Annotated in this window: 23 protein-coding genes and 1 pseudogene; 4 read left to right on the top strand and 20 right to left on the bottom strand. The window is 53.6% G+C overall.

Features of this window, described 5'->3' with window-relative positions; all coding sequences use genetic code 11:
* Positions 1–135 precede the first annotated feature (135 nt).
* From FQ182_RS13550 to FQ182_RS13510, 9 genes are all read right to left on the bottom strand, one after another.
* Complete coding sequence (locus FQ182_RS13550) at positions 136–1,005, bottom strand: SprT-like domain-containing protein (protein WP_149414907.1); 870 nt, start codon at positions 1,003–1,005, stop codon at positions 136–138.
* 2 nt (positions 1,006–1,007) lie between these two features.
* Entirely contained in the window at positions 1,008–2,018 is a 1,011-nt protein-coding gene (yejK, locus tag FQ182_RS13545; protein ID WP_149414908.1) for a nucleoid-associated protein YejK, read from the bottom strand.
* A 647-nt stretch (positions 2,019–2,665) separates the two neighbouring features.
* A complete protein-coding gene (locus FQ182_RS13535) occupies positions 2,666–2,887 on the bottom strand; it encodes a hypothetical protein (protein WP_169886705.1) in 222 nt (73 codons plus the stop codon).
* 302 nt (positions 2,888–3,189) lie between these two features.
* On the bottom strand, positions 3,190–3,336 hold the full coding sequence (locus FQ182_RS29765; RefSeq protein WP_178114451.1) for a hypothetical protein: 147 nt from the start codon (positions 3,334–3,336) through the stop codon (positions 3,190–3,192).
* Positions 3,337–3,793: 457 nt separating this feature from the next.
* The gene (locus tag FQ182_RS13530; protein ID WP_149414910.1) at positions 3,794–4,108 is read right to left on the bottom strand and encodes a hypothetical protein; all 315 of its coding nucleotides are present in this window, start codon (positions 4,106–4,108) and stop codon (positions 3,794–3,796) included.
* Between the two features lie 116 nt (positions 4,109–4,224).
* Complete coding sequence (locus FQ182_RS13525; protein ID WP_149414911.1) at positions 4,225–4,422, bottom strand: hypothetical protein; 198 nt, start codon at positions 4,420–4,422, stop codon at positions 4,225–4,227.
* 13 nt (positions 4,423–4,435) lie between these two features.
* Positions 4,436–4,834 carry a tRNA(fMet)-specific endonuclease VapC gene (gene vapC, locus FQ182_RS13520; RefSeq protein WP_149414912.1) on the bottom strand — a complete coding sequence of 133 codons (399 nt, stop codon included), beginning with the start codon at positions 4,832–4,834 and terminating at the stop codon, positions 4,436–4,438.
* Positions 4,834–5,064 carry a type II toxin-antitoxin system VapB family antitoxin gene (gene vapB / locus FQ182_RS13515; protein ID WP_149414913.1) on the bottom strand — a complete coding sequence of 77 codons (231 nt, stop codon included), beginning with the start codon at positions 5,062–5,064 and terminating at the stop codon, positions 4,834–4,836. Before vapB ends, vapC begins: the two co-directional genes overlap by 1 nt.
* Before the next feature lie 470 nt (positions 5,065–5,534).
* On the bottom strand, positions 5,535–5,804 hold the full coding sequence (locus tag FQ182_RS13510; RefSeq protein WP_149414914.1) for a hypothetical protein: 270 nt from the start codon (positions 5,802–5,804) through the stop codon (positions 5,535–5,537).
* 904 nt (positions 5,805–6,708) lie between these two features.
* Here FQ182_RS13510 and FQ182_RS30930 point away from each other — a divergent pair.
* Entirely contained in the window at positions 6,709–6,825 is a 117-nt protein-coding gene (locus FQ182_RS30930; protein WP_149414925.1) for a DUF333 domain-containing protein, read from the top strand.
* On the opposite strand, the gene FQ182_RS13500 is transcribed toward FQ182_RS30930, so the two are convergent.
* The 7 genes and pseudogenes from FQ182_RS13500 to FQ182_RS13470 form a co-directional block, all read right to left on the bottom strand.
* Positions 6,804–7,151, bottom strand: a complete 348-nt coding sequence (locus FQ182_RS13500; RefSeq protein WP_178114450.1) for a hypothetical protein — start codon at positions 7,149–7,151, stop codon at positions 6,804–6,806. The two genes, FQ182_RS30930 and FQ182_RS13500, sit on opposite strands and share 22 nt — an antisense overlap.
* Positions 7,152–7,517: 366 nt before the next feature.
* Complete coding sequence (locus FQ182_RS13495; RefSeq protein ID WP_149414915.1) at positions 7,518–7,757, bottom strand: hypothetical protein; 240 nt, start codon at positions 7,755–7,757, stop codon at positions 7,518–7,520.
* A gap of 96 nt (positions 7,758–7,853) precedes the next feature.
* The gene (locus tag FQ182_RS13490; protein WP_149414916.1) at positions 7,854–8,549 is read right to left on the bottom strand and encodes a hypothetical protein; all 696 of its coding nucleotides are present in this window, start codon (positions 8,547–8,549) and stop codon (positions 7,854–7,856) included.
* Positions 8,550–8,692: 143 nt separating this feature from the next.
* A pseudogene (locus FQ182_RS13485) lies at positions 8,693–9,988 on the bottom strand (IS66 family transposase); the annotation flags it as partial.
* A 63-nt stretch (positions 9,989–10,051) separates the two neighbouring features.
* On the bottom strand, positions 10,052–10,387 hold the full coding sequence (gene tnpB / locus FQ182_RS30245) for an IS66 family insertion sequence element accessory protein TnpB (protein ID WP_149414917.1): 336 nt from the start codon (positions 10,385–10,387) through the stop codon (positions 10,052–10,054).
* Complete coding sequence (locus FQ182_RS13475; RefSeq protein WP_149414918.1) at positions 10,384–10,704, bottom strand: transposase; 321 nt, start codon at positions 10,702–10,704, stop codon at positions 10,384–10,386. The genes tnpB and FQ182_RS13475 overlap by 4 nt, the downstream gene beginning before the upstream one ends.
* 534 nt (positions 10,705–11,238) lie before the next feature.
* Positions 11,239–11,424 (bottom strand): hypothetical protein, encoded by a 186-nt coding sequence (locus FQ182_RS13470; protein ID WP_218575091.1) that lies wholly within the window; start codon positions 11,422–11,424, stop codon positions 11,239–11,241.
* 95 nt (positions 11,425–11,519) lie between these two features.
* Here FQ182_RS13470 and FQ182_RS13465 point away from each other — a divergent pair.
* A protein-coding gene (locus FQ182_RS13465) for an IS3 family transposase (RefSeq protein WP_149414920.1) occupies positions 11,520–12,682 on the top strand; the annotation gives its coding sequence in 2 pieces (ribosomal slippage) (positions 11,520–11,775 and positions 11,775–12,682; 1,164 coding nt in all).
* A gap of 76 nt (positions 12,683–12,758) precedes the next feature.
* Here the strand turns inward: FQ182_RS13465 and FQ182_RS13460 are convergent.
* Positions 12,759–13,172, bottom strand: coding sequence for a hypothetical protein (locus tag FQ182_RS13460; protein WP_149414921.1), 414 nt, complete (start codon positions 13,170–13,172; stop codon positions 12,759–12,761).
* Between the two features lie 140 nt (positions 13,173–13,312).
* Complete coding sequence (locus FQ182_RS13455) at positions 13,313–13,501, bottom strand: hypothetical protein (RefSeq protein ID WP_149414922.1); 189 nt, start codon at positions 13,499–13,501, stop codon at positions 13,313–13,315.
* 539 nt (positions 13,502–14,040) lie between these two features.
* Between FQ182_RS13455 and FQ182_RS29760 the strand changes: the two genes are divergently transcribed.
* Positions 14,041–14,964 carry a hypothetical protein gene (locus tag FQ182_RS29760; protein WP_256667224.1) on the top strand — a complete coding sequence of 308 codons (924 nt, stop codon included), beginning with the start codon at positions 14,041–14,043 and terminating at the stop codon, positions 14,962–14,964.
* 319 nt (positions 14,965–15,283) lie between these two features.
* A complete protein-coding gene (locus FQ182_RS13440) occupies positions 15,284–15,616 on the top strand; it encodes a DUF2790 domain-containing protein (protein WP_050683407.1) in 333 nt (110 codons plus the stop codon).
* Positions 15,617–15,849: 233 nt separating this feature from the next.
* On the opposite strand, the gene FQ182_RS13435 is transcribed toward FQ182_RS13440, so the two are convergent.
* Positions 15,850–16,428 carry a plasmid pRiA4b ORF-3 family protein gene (locus tag FQ182_RS13435; protein WP_034112255.1) on the bottom strand — a complete coding sequence of 193 codons (579 nt, stop codon included), beginning with the start codon at positions 16,426–16,428 and terminating at the stop codon, positions 15,850–15,852.
* 3 nt (positions 16,429–16,431) lie between these two features.
* A partial coding sequence (locus FQ182_RS13430) for an IS66 family transposase (RefSeq protein WP_149493982.1) occupies positions 16,432–17,248 on the bottom strand: 817 nt, incomplete at its 5' end.

Below are 17,248 nucleotides of genomic sequence, written 5' to 3'. Positions count from 1 at the left end.
AGCCATTGGCTGCCGGCGTAAACGGCTGGGTGTCGAACGGTATTGGTGCTTGGATTGTTTCATTCATAGGGTTGCTCCCCTTAGCTCTCTGAAGTCTTCGGGGGAGTCGGACATCGCGTTGCAAATCCAGGAAGGTTAAGTCATCCCTGCCCTAACCTTTCGCACAATCACACCACGCAGCTCAAAGGCTGCGGCCACCCGTTGCTGACGCTCGACTTGCCGATCGCCGAATATGATAGCGTGTGTCACGCCCCCCGGCAGAGTGCCAGGGTTAGGGTGGCGAGCCACCGCGGCATCCGAAACCTTCAATGTCCGCCCCAACTTCTGAAGCTTAGCGTCGGACTTCATCAGCGGATCTGCCACGAGCGCTAGCACCTGGTGGTCAATGATCATGGCGGAAATCTGACGGATATGGGCATCACAAAGAGGCGCATCGGCAGTACTGACAAAGAGTTTCGAAATGATGTTGACGTTCGTATTGACCGGTTTCTCTTCCCTTTTAAATGATAGCGGCTTACTACAGGCACTGCACCTGTAGCCATATCCTCTCAATATTTTGTTGTGCTTGATCTTTGTAAGGGGATGCTCCCTGCACCCACAGTCGTATATGAAATATCGCTTTGCAACGCTGGATGTATCCATTGAATGGCAGCGATCGGGGGGCAGGTTAAAGACCTCGATCATCACGCTTTTCCATTCGACACCATGGGGCTGGATCCACATTCCCCACTCAGTTCCAGCAATGTAATGTGCGACTTCGTGGGGACAGATCTGGTCTAGGTATTCACTTAGGTTTTCACGCACCAGCGCCCGGTTAAAGCGGAAAGACTGAGTAACCTTCCCGGTCGCATCACACTTGTGGTAACAGTAATACCCCCCGACTCTCCCAGTCAGGTCAAACTTGACGGGGATTTCCGGAAACGCTTTTCCAAAATGCGCGGAGGCCAAGTGCAGGCACTCAGTCACCCGCACTTTAACCGCCTTGAATTCGTCAACGGGCCCCATAATCAGGCCTCTGTTGCCCGCTTGAGTTGCTCCAATAACTGCGTCGGCAGACACCTAATTAGCAAAGTACCGTTCTGTTCGTCAAACTCAAGCTTGTTCCCCAGCAGGCGCTGCTCGAAGCTGATGGACAACCCTTCTGCCCGCCCGGTAAAACGCCTGAAATTGTTCAAAATCTTCTTGTCAGCGGGGAACTCCTCGCTCAGGCCATAATCCTGGTTACGCAAGTGCTCGATGAACGCTTGTGGTCTGTCTTCATCGAGCAACTCCGACAGTTCAGACAGCCCGACGGACTGACCAATTTTGGCTTGGCTGCTGGCGTACTGGACAAGTGTCTGCTTCTTTTCACGAGCGGCCTCTTCAGGAAGATCCTCGGACTCAACAAAGTCGCTGAAAGCTTTCAAAAGCGTTCGCGTTTCTCCCGCGGAATCGACACCCTCCTGGCAGCCGATGAAGTCGCGGAAGTACTCACTGACCTTCCGGCCTTGCTTGGCTTTCAGAAATGAAACGTACTGTTTAGACGCGGGGTTACTTAGCCATTCGGTTACGTTCACCCGGGCCGCCAGGTGGACATGGCCAAAGTCCAGATGCGGCGCCGCCACCACGTTCATCTCTTGGTCCAGGCTAACGCCGGTGCTTTGATGCAACAGCGCAATCGCAAGGTAATCAGTGAGGCCTTGCCGGTAGTGCACGAACATCGCATGCCCGCCGACGGACAAATTCGATTCTTCCATCAGTCTCGTCAGGTGCTCCACCGCATCCCGGCTGAATTCCATGAAGCCCCCCTTTCCTTCAAACAAGGCCTTCAGCCAACCGCTGAAGGGATATGCACCCGATTCTGGATGGAAAAAGCCCCAGCCCTTAGACTGCTTGCCGTTGTAGGCATCATTGAAGTCGCTCAACAAGTTCTCGAGAACGTCCGTTTTCGGCAGCTCTGTGTCGCGTAGATGAAGTATTGCGGGGTTTCCATCTGGCTTCTTGTCGATGGTGTGGATCACACAGTTACAGATAGGCATACCGATTCACTCGCGGACTGATAGGGTGAACAGATATTACACTTACGCGTTAGGAATCCGAAACAGCATTCTTTGGCAAAAAAAAGACCCCGGCCAAATGCCAAGGGTCTGTGGTGTCGCGTGTACAGCAGGGTTGAGTGCCGATGACTAACGTGGCACCCATGTTATGGCGGCCCAAATGATCCGATCGTAGCGTTTGTCCAATTGAATGAGCCGGCCGCTAGTTACGTTGTCATCAGAGCACGCCCTGAGCACCATACGTTCAAGGCGTGACAATGCACGGCGTAACCGTTGACCATTTTCGCCTCGCCAAACAGCAAGCGGCATCGCGCCAGCGCTGACGGGTATCGTGATGAGGCTTCCCATCATGCAATCTCCTGAGGTTGCGTTTTCGTGTTCTCAGGTGATGCTCAGCAAGCACTTGTAATGCCGTTGCCGGCTGTGGAGAGGTCTTCGTGCCTGCGGTGGGCCCATGAAAAAGCCCCAATTAGCAGATGCTGAATCGGGGCGGTACGCGTTTCTTTCCTTGGGCTAAGTAGTTGCTCCGTCGGCAGCCCGCCGCAATTACATTAACTACTACTCCATGTTCAGTTATTGGCCGTGGCTGGCTGCTTTAGTTAGCTGGCCCGCCCTTAAATCTGTAGTTTCTAAGTCGAAGCCGCAGAAAGCAGTGCCTGAATGGCAATAGCACGTTGATCAGGATTCAACTCAAATCCCAGCAATTGAGCTGACTCATCAATACATGTCTCAGCAATGTCGTATGAGTCAATGTTGTAATCATGCCGTTCGGCATGATCCTTCGATTGCTCCACAAGATCATTCAATGTGGCGGGGCTTATCAACTCGTCAGTTTGCATGTACTTCGTCATGGCTCTTTACCGTTGGATACGGGAAACAAGGGTTTAACGTTGCAAATGGAGATGGCCAACATGGAGTGTGAATTGGAGGCAAAAAACCAGGCATCCGGGCATGTGAAGCATTTACAGACCAGGCCAATGACTTGGGTACCAAGAGACGGCCGACAAAGAACAGAATACACCAGCGCCAGACGCCGAACGCTAGCCATGTGACCTTCTGCAAATAGCAGCCACAGAACAGCCCGCACAAGTGAAGGCTGATAGTGTAACGATATTCCTCTAGCTGAGCTCCCGGCTAGTGTCTGTGTGGCAGGTCATTCACCGAAGATCAAAGCGCTCATGAGGGCGATCACAGCTCCAACGCCCATCATCACAGCGCTGATGGCCGCCATCCAGTTTGCTTGGCCGTCATTAAAAAAATGGTTTGCTACGAGGCCAAAAATGCCTGCAAAGAAAATCATGGAGAAAAGCCCTCCGAACTTCAGTGCTTTGTAGCGTGCGTTCTTTCAGCCAGGAGTTTGTGCGTCCTGCAGGTCGCTCAAAGTCAGACACGCCTGTTTATAGTCTTCAATCAACTGCGCCTCCAGTTGCTTCCACTGTGCGGGTGGTCGCTTCCAGAATTTCCATTTCACAGGGTTACTCTGCCAATGAGCCTCAAGCGCACAAAAAGTGATTTGTTCGGCATTCAGAGATGTGTGGAATTCGCTAGTGAACCGCATGGTCTTCCCCCCTAAAAGCGGGCCACGCAAAAGTGGCATTTAACGGCCTGCAACTCGGCTACATTCTCTTCCAACGCTTCCTGGGAAGCATGCGGCGAGTTAGTTGCCAACTTGCAAATCAATGAACTGGCCTTGGCAAAAGTGTTTAAAGCTCGCTGCCGAAGGTAAGTTGTTTCGCGATTCTTGTGATTTACCGAGCTCAGTTTTTGATTCTGGATTCTTGCACAGTTTGGATCGTTTCGGCGGTAAACTGCGGCGTTCGATGCGCCTCATCGACCAAAACACGGGTCGCTTTGTATTTCGCTTGTTCCGCGTGTTGAGCCGACTGCTCACGACTCGTCTGCCGGGTTTCATCCGTACCCACGGCATCCCAAAATTCGTCTTTAGCAACTGGCAGGTCGTCTTTGAGCAGTACCGACGTTTTCACGTTGGCCAGTAGAGCGTCAACTGTGGACTTCGGCGCTTGCTCCAAGTCGGAGGTATCGGTTGTGACGTTCATTTTTACGGTTGTCATCGTGGTTCCTTGCATGTCTTTTGTGCGGACGCGAAAGCCGCATTCCTCTACGTCCTCGGCCCCGCTTTTTAGGACAGGGCTTGGGGTGTAACTGGGTGACTTATCCTTCCTAGTGTCTACACCACTTGAGCGTCCAGGGCCGGCTCGAATGCCACTTTCTCAATCGAGGTCCACTCAAGACCAGCTCGATCCAGCAAAACGCGGTGGTGCATCCAGTCAATCCCCAGCACCCGGTAAGTGCCAGCATCACCCTTCACCTTCGCGGTGTACTCGGGCTCTGGAGGCATGTTTCCGTATTTACTCTTACGTGGCATGGTCAGATTTTCCCTATGCCCAGTCTTCAACGCGTAGACCCGGCACACGGTCGAACTCGCGTAGATTGTTGGTCACCAAGATCAGGCCTTGCGAACGTGCGTGTCCTGCAATCATGTGGTCGTATGGGCCAATTGGCATGCCTGCTTTAGCAAGTTCCGCCCGAAGCTGGCCTGTGTGCACTGCCGCATTCTGATCGTATTTCAGGACTTCAAGCCGTGCTGCAAAGCCTTCTACCTCAGCCAAATTCCGCGCCGGTTGGGAAGACTTTTCCGAGCCGTAAATGAGTTCCATCAAAGTCACGGTGCTGATGCACATTTGACCATGGTGTGTTTTGAACACTTCGCGCACATGCTGCGGCTTGTTCTTTATGGTGAAGATGCAGATGTTGGTGTCCAGCATATACTTGAGCATCAGAACGATTCCCGCTCTTGATCGGCGGGCTGTTCACGATCAGTCATGAAATCAGCAGAGACACCTTCACCATCAAACCAGCTATCCCAGGACTCACCAGAGGGGGTCAGAATCCGGGTTCTGCCAATGGCAATCACATCGACACGCTTAACATCATCAGGGAGCGCTGCGGCCTTGGGTAAGCGCACAGCCTGACTACGATTACTGAGAAATACTGACCCTTGTTCCACGATGCACCTCTATGGATATGCCATATGTATATCCCATAGTAGTCCGACCACTGGATATGTCAACGGGATATACAATCCTCTTGTCGTGTTTTTCCGTGACTAGGTCAACTGATCGAATCGCGCTGGGCGCCTGGCGCAGATATTTTTGGAACAACAACGAGGAGTTCGTCTGGCGACGTTTGGGGCGCAACAAATACCAGATAAGGGGGCTTGGTATCGTCCAGAAACGCGGTCGTACTACTCCATGCGGCAGTCGCAGTGATCCAGTATTGGTAACCGAGCATGCATGATTGCAACGGCTACCAGACTTTGACTATACGCAAAGGGAATGTTGTTAGTCGAAAGGCGATCTGCCGGAGAGAGTCACCTTTTGGTTTTTAACCTTGCTTTCACCATGCCGATTCGTCGACGGGGCAGGCGCAAGTAGCCCAGCCCCGAGGCTCTACCGGAGTAATTGAGCCGATTTAAGATCAAGATCCGTCTACCGGGCCATCCATCTTATAGGCCCGAGCATGCTTACCCGCGCCAATTACCAGAATCGTCTCTTGATTATGTATATCCCGGTGAGTGGCAACAGGCGTACCAAACAATATTGAATGGATCTTTCCAGAAATAGTAAAAACTCCTTGCTCCGTTTTGATCAGGTATTTCTGTTTTGCAAATATATGACGCGTGTACAACTCGACGTCAACAATGCTACCTCGTGGAGTAACCCCAACCAAGCTCTTCGCTGCGTTCATATCCAGCTCCATTTTCCTTTTTACCGTTCCTACCGCTTCGGCAGAAAAACATAAATCTTTAACTTTTCTTTTAGACTAAGCGCGTCACTCAATCGTCCTGCAAATGGCGCCTTAATTGACGGTTACCGTCCCGAGCTGGTCAAGCCGGGTGATGTAGGTCCTGCTTGGGAGGCGCAAAGGGAGGCACCTCATCATCAGGGATAGGGCCTTGGCCCAGGAAGAGCCTATGATGCAAAAAACACCCTGCGCTACCAGGTGGCTACAAAGGTGGTGGCAATGCCGAGACACTCTTGTTGGAAGGTAGCGCCCACACAAGCCCAATCAACTTGTGGCGCCGCAGGCAATAAGTGACCTGGGTCCGGGTTTTTGTTAGCGCGCTGTCGACTTCAAACGTAAAGCTGTCATCCGCCGAAGCCATGCGCTGACCTTTGCAGGGACCATCTATCACCGGTAGTTTTGCTGAAGGGTCGCGTTTACGCATTGGCGCATCTACTTTTCAGAGAGTTATTCAGGACCGCTCGCCTTTCGCTATAACACGGCGACTGATTTCTCCACACCCCATATCGAGTTCCAACCCATTGCTCCTGCGGAAGAAATCCACGCTGCCGACTGAGTGCGGCAATCTCTCGAGGCGAGACGTGAGATTCATCTGCTATGAACGGGACCGTTGTTTCACTTCCTGTATTCATAAGCACAGCACCACCCCTTGAGGGGCCAACATTCCCCTAGCTAAAAAAGCATGCAACAAGCAGCCTGCATTCTGATTTTACTCACTATTCCAACCCAGCGATGCATCTGCCGCCTGGTGATTGCGCTTTATACGCAACTCCTGCGCCTGCTGGATAGTTGCTTACGCGTAGTCGGCAAATCAGCGTAGAAGCTATTTGGGGACACATCACGCTACATCGGAAACTCGGAAGCTGACAATAAAAACCCCGCCAGCGTTAACTGTGCGGGGCTTGGTGGAACGTATGCGATCACATCAACGCATGAAGTGCGTCAGTGCAGCTTTCCACCTTGAATCAGCCTCAGAGCTGGCCTGGTGGGTTCTTGGACCGCCGCTTTCGGGGCTTTTTTCATTTCGTAAGCCTCGATGCGCTGGTCAGCCGCCGCGAGACGTTCGGTTATAACGGCAACGGCACGCCTATGTGCCTCAAGATCCTCGGGGGATGCTCGACCACATTTGAGTGCGGATACTTCGTCCAGGAGCGCTTGGGTAACACGCTTCCAGGTGCGAACCTCATCAGCAGAGCAGCACGCGTGGTAGTCATTCAGCTTGCGGTAAAGATGTTCGTAGCGCTGGCGAAACACGCCAACTTTGACGGTGTTGTTATTGGGCCGCGACATAGTCAAATCCCTTTTCGGTTAGTCGTTGTTCCAGAACAAATTCGCTTTCGGTACCGGTCATAGATTTCTCCCTACTCGAAGGCTTTGGATTGTTTGTCGATCGTTACGCACTTGTCCTTCACGTGTTTCAGGTCCCGCCGCTGGATTTCCTGCCCCCAGCGATTCGCGTCTTGAAGCATTTTTCTAGCGCATTTCGAATCAGCAGTAGCAGATTGAATTTCGGCAACGGTTGCTGCTCCGACTTCGCCAGCAAGTGACGACACCAGGCCAAACACGATCAACAGGGCCGCTATCGCGCCCCCACACAAGCTGTGTATTTCGAATTCATGGGTTTTCCTTGTGTGCCCGACGAGTCGGGTTATGGGGTTAATGGCCGCGGAGCTCCAGTTCAATGGCGAGATCCACCAAAACTTTCGGTACTCGATGTTTGTTTGCGGTGTATGCATCAAGCTTTTCACCGAAAGGTTTGGAGCCGCCGACAATCAAGCCGCCGAATAACGCTCGAAACATTTCAGTTTCGGTGCTGGTGACTTTGTCGCAGAGGCACAGCCGGCCGACTGAAAGCACGTCGCTGATGTCCTGCGTGTGCATAGCTTTGATGTCCATTTAGTCATGTCCTTGATAGGAGTTGTACCTAAGGCGATCGCCCCGGATCAGAATTACTGGCCTCTGGAAATGATCCACACGGAACGGTAATTGCCTTCAGCGCTGCACGACCCCGTGCCTCGGAGTGCCGTGGCAAAGTTGAACGAACCCAGCCATCAAGGCGCCTGCTTGCTCAGGTACCTCGATCGCAAACATCGATTGGCGTTGACCGTCGTAACTCAAACTCACACCGACTGACCTGGCCCGCTGCATCTCCACCAATTGGGATGGCCCGGGCAGGAAGTGTAACTTTGCTGTGCGGCCCAGCAATTTAGCCGGCTGCCTGAGCGCGACCGCCGTAGTTCGACCATCAACCAGCAGATCCACACTTCGGACGCCCCCTTTACCAACGACGTCGACCATCACAGCAGCGGAAACCTCTTGCTGAGCGGTACATGCCAGTTGAATTTCAATAGTGCTGCTGATGGTGCTTTGCACACCTTTCAAGACAAGACCGCCCTGTGCACTCTCGATACCCCAGACGGCAGCATCTTTTCCCGCATTCACTAATCCGAGGTTGATTTGGTCGGGCACCGACAGCGCCTGCATTGCATTGGCCGGAGTTGCAGCCATCAAACTGAAGAGCTGGGTATTAACACCCATGTCGCGGAGGAAATTGACCGTTGCCGCCGAAAAAATCTGCGCATCGGCCATTGCTTGTTCTGAGGTAACCTGGTCAACCGTGGCGAACTGGTGAACACCTACCACTGAATCGGGCTGAATCAGCCTGAATCGTCCGCCGGCAAACAACATGACGCAGGCGCTCTCACAAATTCCCGCTTCATTCCTTATCGACCCCTCCCCCTTCACACCAACCTGAGTCGAAAACCCGAGCTCACGTATGCGACGGCCGAGCACAAGTGCTGCTCGCATGCTGCCGCCAAAGGAATTAAGGTGGGCACAGCCCCATCGTCCAGGTAGCGCGTCAGCGCTACCCAGCGTTTCAGGCTGTAGTCGAGGGCTTTGGCCGTGGCTGATCCATTGGGTACCAGGTCGCGCTGGGCCAACATCCAGTCATGCAGTGTTTTGCTGATCGGTACCGCCATTTCCTGACGTATTCGCCAACGGTCTTCATTGCTCATGTCCCGAGCCTGGCGTTCGACCTCGTACAAACCGCCAATCGAGTGCAGCGCCTGTTCGGCCAACTGGCTTTTGTTCGCGACATGCAGGTCGAAGAACTTGCGGCGGGCATGAGCCATGCAACCGATCTCAGTGATGCCTTTCTCAAAACCGGCTTTGTAGCCAGCGAAGTCATCGCAGACCAGCTTGCCGTTCCAGTCGCCCAAAAAGTTGCGTGCGTGTTCGCCGGCACGGCTTGGACTGAAGTCGTAAACCACTGCGTTGAGCGTCGAAAACGGCGTCGTGCTGTAGGCCCAGACGTAGGCCCGGTGGGTTTTCTTCTCGCCTGGCGCGAGCATTTGTACCGGTGTTTCATCGGCGTGAATCACGCCCTGGTTTAGCACCGCTTCACGCAGTGCATCGACCAGTGGCTGGAGTCGCACACCGGTTTGTCCGACCCACTGGGCCAGGGTCGAGCGAGCAATTGCCAACCCGGCGCGGGCAAAGATTTTCTCCTGCCGGTACAGCGGCAAGTGATCGGCAAATTTGGCCACCATCACGTGGGCCAGCAAGCCTGCAGTCGGGATACCTTTGTCGATAACCTGGGCCGGCACCGGCGCCTGGATCAGTGTTTCGCACTGACGACAGGCCCATTTGCCACGCACATGTTGCTCGACGGTAAACACGCCCGGTGTGTAATCCAGCCTCTCGCTGACGTCTTCACCGATGCGTTGAAGTTTGCAGCCACAGGCACACTGGGTGTTTTCGGGTTCGTGGCGAATCACCGTGCGTGGAAACTGCGGCGGCAATGGTGCACGCTTGGGAGATTGCCGTGGTTCGGCCGGTGGCGCAGCTGGGAGGAGCTGTTTTAGCTCGGCCTCAATTGCTTCAAGGTCTGTGTCGAGCAGGTCATCTAGCAAGCTGCCTTGCGCCGGGCTGATTTGCTCGCTGCGCTTGGCGAACTTGTGGCGTTTGAGAAGGGCGATTTCGTAAGTGAGCTGCTCGATGATGCTTCCATCGTTCTGAATCTTCTTGCTCATCACCACGATCTGGGACTGCAACTGCAACGCTTGCGCCGCCAAAGCACGTAGTTGTTTCGGGGTCATCTGGTCGAGGTTGGGCGAAGACGTCATGCCGTTGATTGTGCCAGAGCCGGCACGGGACGGCGACAAGTAGACCGGCCAAATGGCCGGCGGTTACAGCACAGTAATCGCACCGCCTGCGCCGACACGCTGCCAGGGCAGGCCCAGTACCAAGGCCTGAAGCTGTTCGCTGTCGAGTTCGACCTCAGCTCCATGGCGAACGCCCGGCCAGTGGAACTTGCCCTGATTCAGTCGCCGTGTTGCAAGCCAGATACCCACGCCATCATGCACCAGCACCTTCATCCGGTTGGCCCGGCGATTGGCGAAGAGGTAAGCGCAATGCGGCTTCGCCGCACCGAACACCGCGATCACCCGGGCCAATGCTGTCTCCGTGCCGGCGCGCATATCCATCGGTTCGGTGGCCAGCCAGATCGCATCAATGCGGATCATTGAGCGACAGTCCGAATAAAATGCGCGCAGCCCTCAGGATCTGAGGTTGGCCACTTCACCGTGATCACTTGCCCGGCCATGGGTAACTCAATGATCACCAACGTTTCCGCTGGCCGTTTAGGAGCAGCCTTCAGCGGGACAAAGGCTGGCAGCGAGTTTGAGACGAGTTGGTCTCGATAGAGCGGCATCCATTTGCGGATGACGTTGGCGTTGATGCCGTGACTGATGGCGACACTGGACACGGTTGCGCCAGGTTGCAGGCATTCCTGAACGACTTGGGCTTTGAATGGTTTCGGATAAGAGCTTCGTTGGCGCATGGAAATCCTGGCGATAAGAGTGATCGCGTCCGCTTAAATATACGCGGACACCATCGCCCTTAATGCTGGAGTTCGGAAGGTGACTTGGCCGGACGCTTACTGTAGGTCTGCATGACGTAGAACTCATCGTCATTGCCGCAGTGCGGACACGCGCATACCTCTTGAATAGGCGGCAGCTTGCTCATGCTCTTTTCAGCTGACTCAGTGAGGGTAACGGTGGCGGGCTTTTGCCCTTTCTTTTGCCACCTTGATAATGGCGGGGGTAGCGCGGTAAAGCAGCGCACCAAAGATCAGCGCTATGACAAACGCAGTTCCGTAATGCGTGAGTTCCGTCCAAACAAAACCAGTGCGATAACGGTACTCGCACTCATGCCCACCGTTTCGACAGGAGCAACATGCAGAGCGCTAATCGCCTGATCCAGAGGAGAGATAACCATGTTCTTGTTTCCTTCTCGATCCCGGGGGACAAAAGTGCCCCCTTCCTACGGGCCTAGCCCCAATCAAGGGGCTGGGTTGTACCTTGGCGGATTTTTCCTAGACGTCCTGAATGAGATTGCGTAGTCGTCCCATCACCGCCCTTGCGAACTCCGGCGCGGCTGCTTTTGCGTCCTCGATGCTGGCAAATCCGCTGCCGATGTGGCCCAAGTAATCCAACTCGAAAGCCCCGGCATCGTCGGTGATGGCCGTCATTTCCAGCCCCGCAAAACGAGCAACCTGCATTACCTCCGGGCTATCTCCCCACCAGACCTGTTGTAGTGGTCTAATGAAACCGGACACCCATTTAGGCGAGAATGCTCGCCAGATCGAGGTGTCAGATGACCAAACAACGCCGCTCCTTTACTCCTGAATTCAAACGCGAGGCTGCCGACCTCGTGCTCAAACAAAACTACAGCTACATCGAAGCCAGCCGTTCACTCGGCATTGGTGAGTCGGCATTGCGCCGCTGGGTTGACCAGATTCAGAAAGAACATAAAGGCATCACCCCGCAGAGCAAGGCTCTGACTCCGGAACAGCAAAAAATTCAGGAGCTGGAAGCCCGGATTGCTCGGCTTGAACGAGAGAAATCAATACTAAAAAAGGCTACCGCGCTCTTGATGTCGGAAGATCACGAGCGTTCGCGCTGATTGACCAGTTGAGTGCACATGAGCCGGTTGATTGGCTGTGCAAGGTGTTTGACGTCACGCGCTCGTGTTACTACGCCCAGCGCCTGCGGCGGCGCACGCCCGATGTTGAACGGCTTCGATTGCGAAGTCGCGTCAGTGAGCTGTTCTCGCAAAGTCGCAGCTCTGCGGGCAGTCGCAGCATCCTGTCGCTGATGCGTGAAGACGGTGAGCAACTCGGTCGATTCAAAGTGCGTAGCTTGATGCGCGAGCTTGATTTAGTCAGCAAACAGCCCGGCTCCCATGCCTACAAACGAGCAACAGTAGAAAGACTGGATATCCCGAACACATTGAACCGCGAGTTCGACGTGCCAGCGCCCAATCAAGTCTGGTGCGGCGATATCACCTACATTTGGGCGCAAGGAAAGTGGCATTACTTGGCTGTCGTCCTGGATCTTTGTACGCGTCGGATCGTGGGCTGGGCGCTGTCGGAAAAGCCAGACGCTGAGCTGGTGATCAGAGCGCTGGATATGGCTTACGAGCAGCGTGGCAGGCCTTCGGATCTGCTATTCCACTCGGACCAGGGATCGCAATATGCAAGCCGACTCTTTCGCCAGCGGTTGTGGCGATACCGCATGCGCCAGAGCATGAGCCGACGAGGAAACTGCTGGGATAACGCACCGATGGAGCGCGTATTTCGCAGCTTGAAAACAGAATGGATACCGACCGTGGGCTATCGAACTGCGCAGGAAGCACAGCGCGATATCAGCCATTTTTTGATGCATCGCTACAACTGGATTAGGCCTCATCAATTCAACGATGGGTTAGCCCCAGCGCGGGCCGAGGAAAAACTTAACGTCGTGTCCGGGATTAGTTGACCACTACACTGTTGCGACCGATTCAGCGGGAATACGTCTCCCTCTCTCACTTTGATTTGCATTGCTCTTTTCCTGCTTACTTCGAAGGTTTGTGCAAAGGGTCAGCTCCGATGAAAACCTCCTCGGGAGCCTCGGGCCATTCGCTACGAATCACATCAAAATCACCCTGGTTCCAGAGTCGCAAAAAACTCATGCCTTCGCCGTTGTCCAGGGCGAACTGAATCGCGGCTACAGCGGCGTCCGAATTCAGTTCATTCGCATCGGCAAGCACATAGGACTTGCCCAACAACGAGAGGACTTTAGCCACCGCCTCTGTTGGAGTGCCGCCAAAGGCGTTCACGGCGTCCTCCTGGCCAAGATCGAACACGAACGCATAGAAATCCGCGCCCTGACCTCGTTGTTCTCCCGTGGGGCTAACAGAGATACGCTCTAACTCAAGAACCTGATGCAACCCAAATGGCAGGACGTAAGCATTTTGTTGTGCGTTCATGCGGTCTTTCCTTCGTTTCGCGGACGCTAAATTGGCGTCCTTCTATGGCCTCGGCCCTGCATGGGCTGGGCTTGGGCGTTCTTGCATCATGTCCTTCTTAATCTGCGTGTGACGGCTTCGGCGTACCGGGCGGAATTTTCCTACTCATTCGCCTTGTGGTTGGCCTTGTCACGCCACTTGCTTTCAGCTCCTGATTGGGTAGTGTTGCGGACATCAATTCGTTCGCCGCGAAAGTCCCCATACGCCCGGTATGAACTACCGTCCTTAACCACCCAACCCTTGATCAGTTCGCCGTCTATCTGTGTTTCAAATTCTACTGCTGCGCTCATGGCCATGGCCTCTGTGGTTAATGTTCAAAAGCAGCTTGCCATCACGACAGCGAGCCACGGTATTTTCCTAGGCTAAACTGAACTCGCATGGCTGTATTTCCTTAGTGTTTGCAGTCTCTTACCAAACCAGGAGACCTAACGGCGATACCAGTTGAGCTGGTGGCACTTGGCATCTGCGGGTATCTGCTCGCGCACCCAGCGCAGGCAGTCCAGATATAGGCGTTCTGGCTTGCTAGGGCTGGGCCGAGTTGCTTGAACAAGATAGGACGACCCACCAGACGTAATGATGAAGTCACCTACGCTCAAATCCTCTGCGCCGTCGATATACAACTTGCAAGGAGTGAAGGGCTGTCGACAGATCTTCATCACTTTGGTTTCTGACAATAAAGATTGACACAAAACAATAAAGGTTGACACGATACAACATAGATTGACACAAAGCCTAAACCCCCGTATCTACGGGGGTTTTCATTTTCGGGCTGAGCCATCGGTCTAGAATTTCCGCTTCGTTTCGCTCCGGGAGTAGGCTAAAAAGCGTTATGCCATCGGCAGATGGTGAGCGATTTTTTCCTATAACTATTTTTTCAGGGCGAGGAGAGGCGATCCCGGCGGACGAAGGAGGAAGCAATAACCTGTTTTTTGCCTTGCCTCCTGATGGGGCTAAGCCTCCGAGAACTTTTCTGTTGCCTACCCAGGTTGACGTCAAGGTTCTTGACTATGAGCTCAACCACCTGAGCTTGTTGGAAGAAATACTCAATCGAAAAAACGAAAACAAGGCGCACCTCTCCGAACGAAAATTGATGATTCGGATGGCGGTGGCGAGCGTCATCGAGAAGTTTGAGAGCGAGCCGAATCTGTTCTTGGTGATCGTGCGGGAGTGGCGGGAGGTCCTCGCCACGTACCGTGCGAATCTGCAAACCTACGTCTATAGCTTCTCGTTTGAGCGGGCCCGGCGCGAGGTGGCCCAGGCTGAAATCGACTATGGCACTAAGCTTAGCGGGGTACTGGGCGATATTGCGGGCAAGATGCTTGCCCTGCCGATATCGTTAGCGGGTCTGGTCGTGCTGGAGAAAACCACCTCAAAATTCGAAGGTTTTATTCTTGTCCTTGGGCTGGCAGTGGTCTCTGTGGTTCTGCTTGCGATCCTGCACAATCAAATGCTGCAAACAGAGCGCCTGCTACACAGTTTCAATGTCATCTTCGATGATTTTAAGGACAAGATAAAAACCTATCCCCCAAAACTTCAGGGCTTGCTCAGGATCACCATCGACCAGGTCGACAAGCAGGGCCGAACGCTAACCAGGACCTTTCGCTTGCTGAAGGGGCTGTCCTTGCTGCCAATCGTCGGGGCCTTGCTGCTGGCCGAGATAAAATACTGGGATGGTTTCGTATGGCTATTAATGACCATCCTGTCGATCGTGTTTTCCGCGCTCAACGTAGCCCCGAACTTTCTCAGCCCGTAAAGGCTTTTGTAACACGTTCGCTGCCTCATCTAGCTGTGCGCAAACGACTCATGCTACTGGAGTGTGCCAAGCAGCTCTCCATGAATATGGGGGATATGTATTTTCCGATAAAAGGCTCGTAGATACTCCATGTAGAACTCGAGCTAATTTCTGATGCTCGTATGACGCATTCAGCGTACCCAAAAAAAAATTAAATTTCTAATAGTCGAACTCACGAGTACAGGGGACACCTTACACATATGTAATATTCGCGGCAGCTTTCTGAAAGGCATCATTGGTTACCCTCTAGTTAGAAGTAAGTGAGCACTAGGAGAAAATCATGAAAGCATTAAAAGTACTTTTTGCCGTTTCTATCTTGACCTTGTCGTCATTGGCCATGGCTGAAGGCGGCGGTGACCGCGTTTACGGTCGGATGATGCAAGAAAACCAACAGGCGATGGAGCAATATGCCTTGAAAAATGGTAAGGCCATCCCTGAGGTTGTTCATTATGAATATGGTATGAACCTCGATATTCAGAAGGTGGTCAGTGTCACGCAAGCCAACAAAACCTGCAGTGTTGCACCTTCGCGCATGACCTATGAAGACTCGGCGGGCAAGCTTAATACCGTGGAGTACAAGGTTATGGGTACCAACTGCCCGCATGGAAGCTAGCCACTAAGGGTCATGTCTACATCAGATTATTCAGTTAGGCTTTTTAAGCATGCTTACTGGTCGCTGACATAGAAGTAATTTTCAGGTCACGCTGGAGTTATCTTTTGTATGGAATTATGTCTGCCGGCACCTAGAGGGAATCTCTACGTGCCGGTGGCTTTTTTATAATGATAAAAATATTTCATAAAGAAACTCTGCCAAGCGTAAGCGTCCGAGCTACACCGTCTTGCAACTCAAATCTTAATCCGTTTAAACCACTGGTTCACGCGCTCGCACTCAAATGCCGCTGGATCAAAAACATCTCCATACCATTCAACCATCGCGTCATGCTCTGGATGATCGGGGTTGGCCATCGCTTCTAGAAACTCCTCATAGCCAGGCCCGCCACCTACGTCTTCCGGTGGGCAAGCATTGGCGCCGTCGATGCAATACGGAACCTGAGGACAGGCAATAGCAGGTAGCATTTTTTCGACCTTGATACGGTGATGCCAACTGTCACCAAAGTCGTAAAGATAATTAAATGTCCGCTTTCCGTTCAGCGCCTTGATCAGCGTTTTACGGGCTTCCGGGTTCACCGTCGGCCCCCAGCCATCAGGATCGGGAATACCGTAATTCTCACCGGCAATTTCAAACTCATGCAGATGGCTATCACTCCAGCCCATCACGACCTGGATGACATGGTGCAGTTTGCCCAAGGTAATATTTTCAGGCACCGCGAACCGACGCCAGATCGTCGGAGTGATCCACTTCAGCTCAATGTGCAGCAGCAACAAGTCGGAGGCGGGTTTGGGTAAACGGACAGTTTTAACCATGGATCAGGCGGCCTCGCAGTGTTCAGTGTGGTTCAAAGAAATGTTCCAGGGCAGCAACTCGCTCACCCGATTGATCGAGTGTTCGGCAATGCGCTCAAGCACGTAGGTCAGATAGGCCTGTGGATTTAACCCGTTTAACTTGGCAGTGCCCACCAGGCTGTAAATCGCAGCCGCTCGTTCTCCGCCTGCATCGGAACCGGCAAACAGGTAATTTTTTCGACCCAATGCGACGGCGCGTAACGCGCGTTCGGCGGCATTGTTGTCGATTTCGATTCGGCCGTCATTGCAGTAACGCGTCAGCGCCTGCCACCGGTTGAGGGCATAGAGGATCGCACCGCCCAATGCCGATTTTTTCGACAGTTGAGTCAGCGTCTGGTTAAGCCATGCGTGTAGTTGTTCCAGCAGCGGACTGGCCCGGCTTTGTCGAACCGCTTTTCTCTGATCTGGCGGCTGTCCTCGGATCTCGCTCTCGATGGCATACAGGGCCGCAATCCGTTGCAGCGCCTCGCTGGCAAGTGGTGAAGCCTGATCTTTGTAGACATCGTAAAACTTGCGGCGGGCGTGAGCCCAGCAGGCGGCTTCCTGAATGGTGCCTTTAGCATAAAGCTGAGCAAAACCGGCGTAGCCGTCAGCCTGCAAGATCCCGCTGAAACTCTTGAGATGAGCGCGGGGATGTTGCCCCTTGCGATCCGGCGAGTAGGCAAACCAGACCGCCGCCGGTGTCGAGTCACCCGCAGGTCGGTCGTCCCGCACGTATGTCCACAGGCGAGCCGTTTTGGTCTTGCCGTTGCCCGGCGCGAGCACGCCAATCGGCGTGTCG

This window comes from Pseudomonas sp. ANT_H4 (assembly GCF_008369295.1).
Classification (GTDB): domain Bacteria; phylum Pseudomonadota; class Gammaproteobacteria; order Pseudomonadales; family Pseudomonadaceae; genus Aquipseudomonas.
Note: the sequence above shows the minus strand (reverse complement) of the source record. Positions and strands in the feature narration are given on the sequence as shown.

Bases quoted from the DNA above. Each gene is read 5' to 3' on its own strand.
- FQ182_RS13550 (WP_149414907.1), bottom strand. From the start codon at position 1,005: ATGGGGCCCGTTGACGAATTCAAGGCGGTTAAAGTGCGGGTGACTGAG.
- yejK (WP_149414908.1), bottom strand. From the start codon at position 2,018: ATGCCTATCTGTAACTGTGTGATCCACACCATCGACAAGAAGCCAGAT.
- FQ182_RS13535 (WP_169886705.1), bottom strand. From the start codon at position 2,887: ATGACGAAGTACATGCAAACTGACGAGTTGATAAGCCCCGCCACATTG.
- FQ182_RS29765 (WP_178114451.1), bottom strand. From the start codon at position 3,336: ATGATTTTCTTTGCAGGCATTTTTGGCCTCGTAGCAAACCATTTTTTT.
- FQ182_RS13530 (WP_149414910.1), bottom strand. From the start codon at position 4,108: ATGACAACCGTAAAAATGAACGTCACAACCGATACCTCCGACTTGGAG.
- FQ182_RS13525 (WP_149414911.1), bottom strand. From the start codon at position 4,422: ATGCCACGTAAGAGTAAATACGGAAACATGCCTCCAGAGCCCGAGTAC.
- vapC (WP_149414912.1), bottom strand. From the start codon at position 4,834: ATGCTCAAGTATATGCTGGACACCAACATCTGCATCTTCACCATAAAG.
- FQ182_RS13510 (WP_149414914.1), bottom strand. From the start codon at position 5,804: ATGAACGCAGCGAAGAGCTTGGTTGGGGTTACTCCACGAGGTAGCATT.
- FQ182_RS13500 (WP_178114450.1), bottom strand. From the start codon at position 7,151: ATGTCGCGGCCCAATAACAACACCGTCAAAGTTGGCGTGTTTCGCCAG.
- FQ182_RS13495 (WP_149414915.1), bottom strand. From the start codon at position 7,757: ATGGACATCAAAGCTATGCACACGCAGGACATCAGCGACGTGCTTTCA.
- FQ182_RS13490 (WP_149414916.1), bottom strand. From the start codon at position 8,549: ATGTTGTTTGCCGGCGGACGATTCAGGCTGATTCAGCCCGATTCAGTG.
- tnpB (WP_149414917.1), bottom strand. From the start codon at position 10,387: ATGATCCGCATTGATGCGATCTGGCTGGCCACCGAACCGATGGATATG.
- FQ182_RS13475 (WP_149414918.1), bottom strand. From the start codon at position 10,704: ATGCGCCAACGAAGCTCTTATCCGAAACCATTCAAAGCCCAAGTCGTT.
- FQ182_RS13470 (WP_218575091.1), bottom strand. From the start codon at position 11,424: ATGCAGGTTGCTCGTTTTGCGGGGCTGGAAATGACGGCCATCACCGAC.
- FQ182_RS13460 (WP_149414921.1), bottom strand. From the start codon at position 13,172: ATGAACGCACAACAAAATGCTTACGTCCTGCCATTTGGGTTGCATCAG.
- FQ182_RS13455 (WP_149414922.1), bottom strand. From the start codon at position 13,501: ATGAGCGCAGCAGTAGAATTTGAAACACAGATAGACGGCGAACTGATC.
- FQ182_RS29760 (WP_256667224.1), top strand. From the start codon at position 14,041: ATGCCATCGGCAGATGGTGAGCGATTTTTTCCTATAACTATTTTTTCA.
- FQ182_RS13440 (WP_050683407.1), top strand. From the start codon at position 15,284: ATGAAAGCATTAAAAGTACTTTTTGCCGTTTCTATCTTGACCTTGTCG.
- FQ182_RS13435 (WP_034112255.1), bottom strand. From the start codon at position 16,428: ATGGTTAAAACTGTCCGTTTACCCAAACCCGCCTCCGACTTGTTGCTG.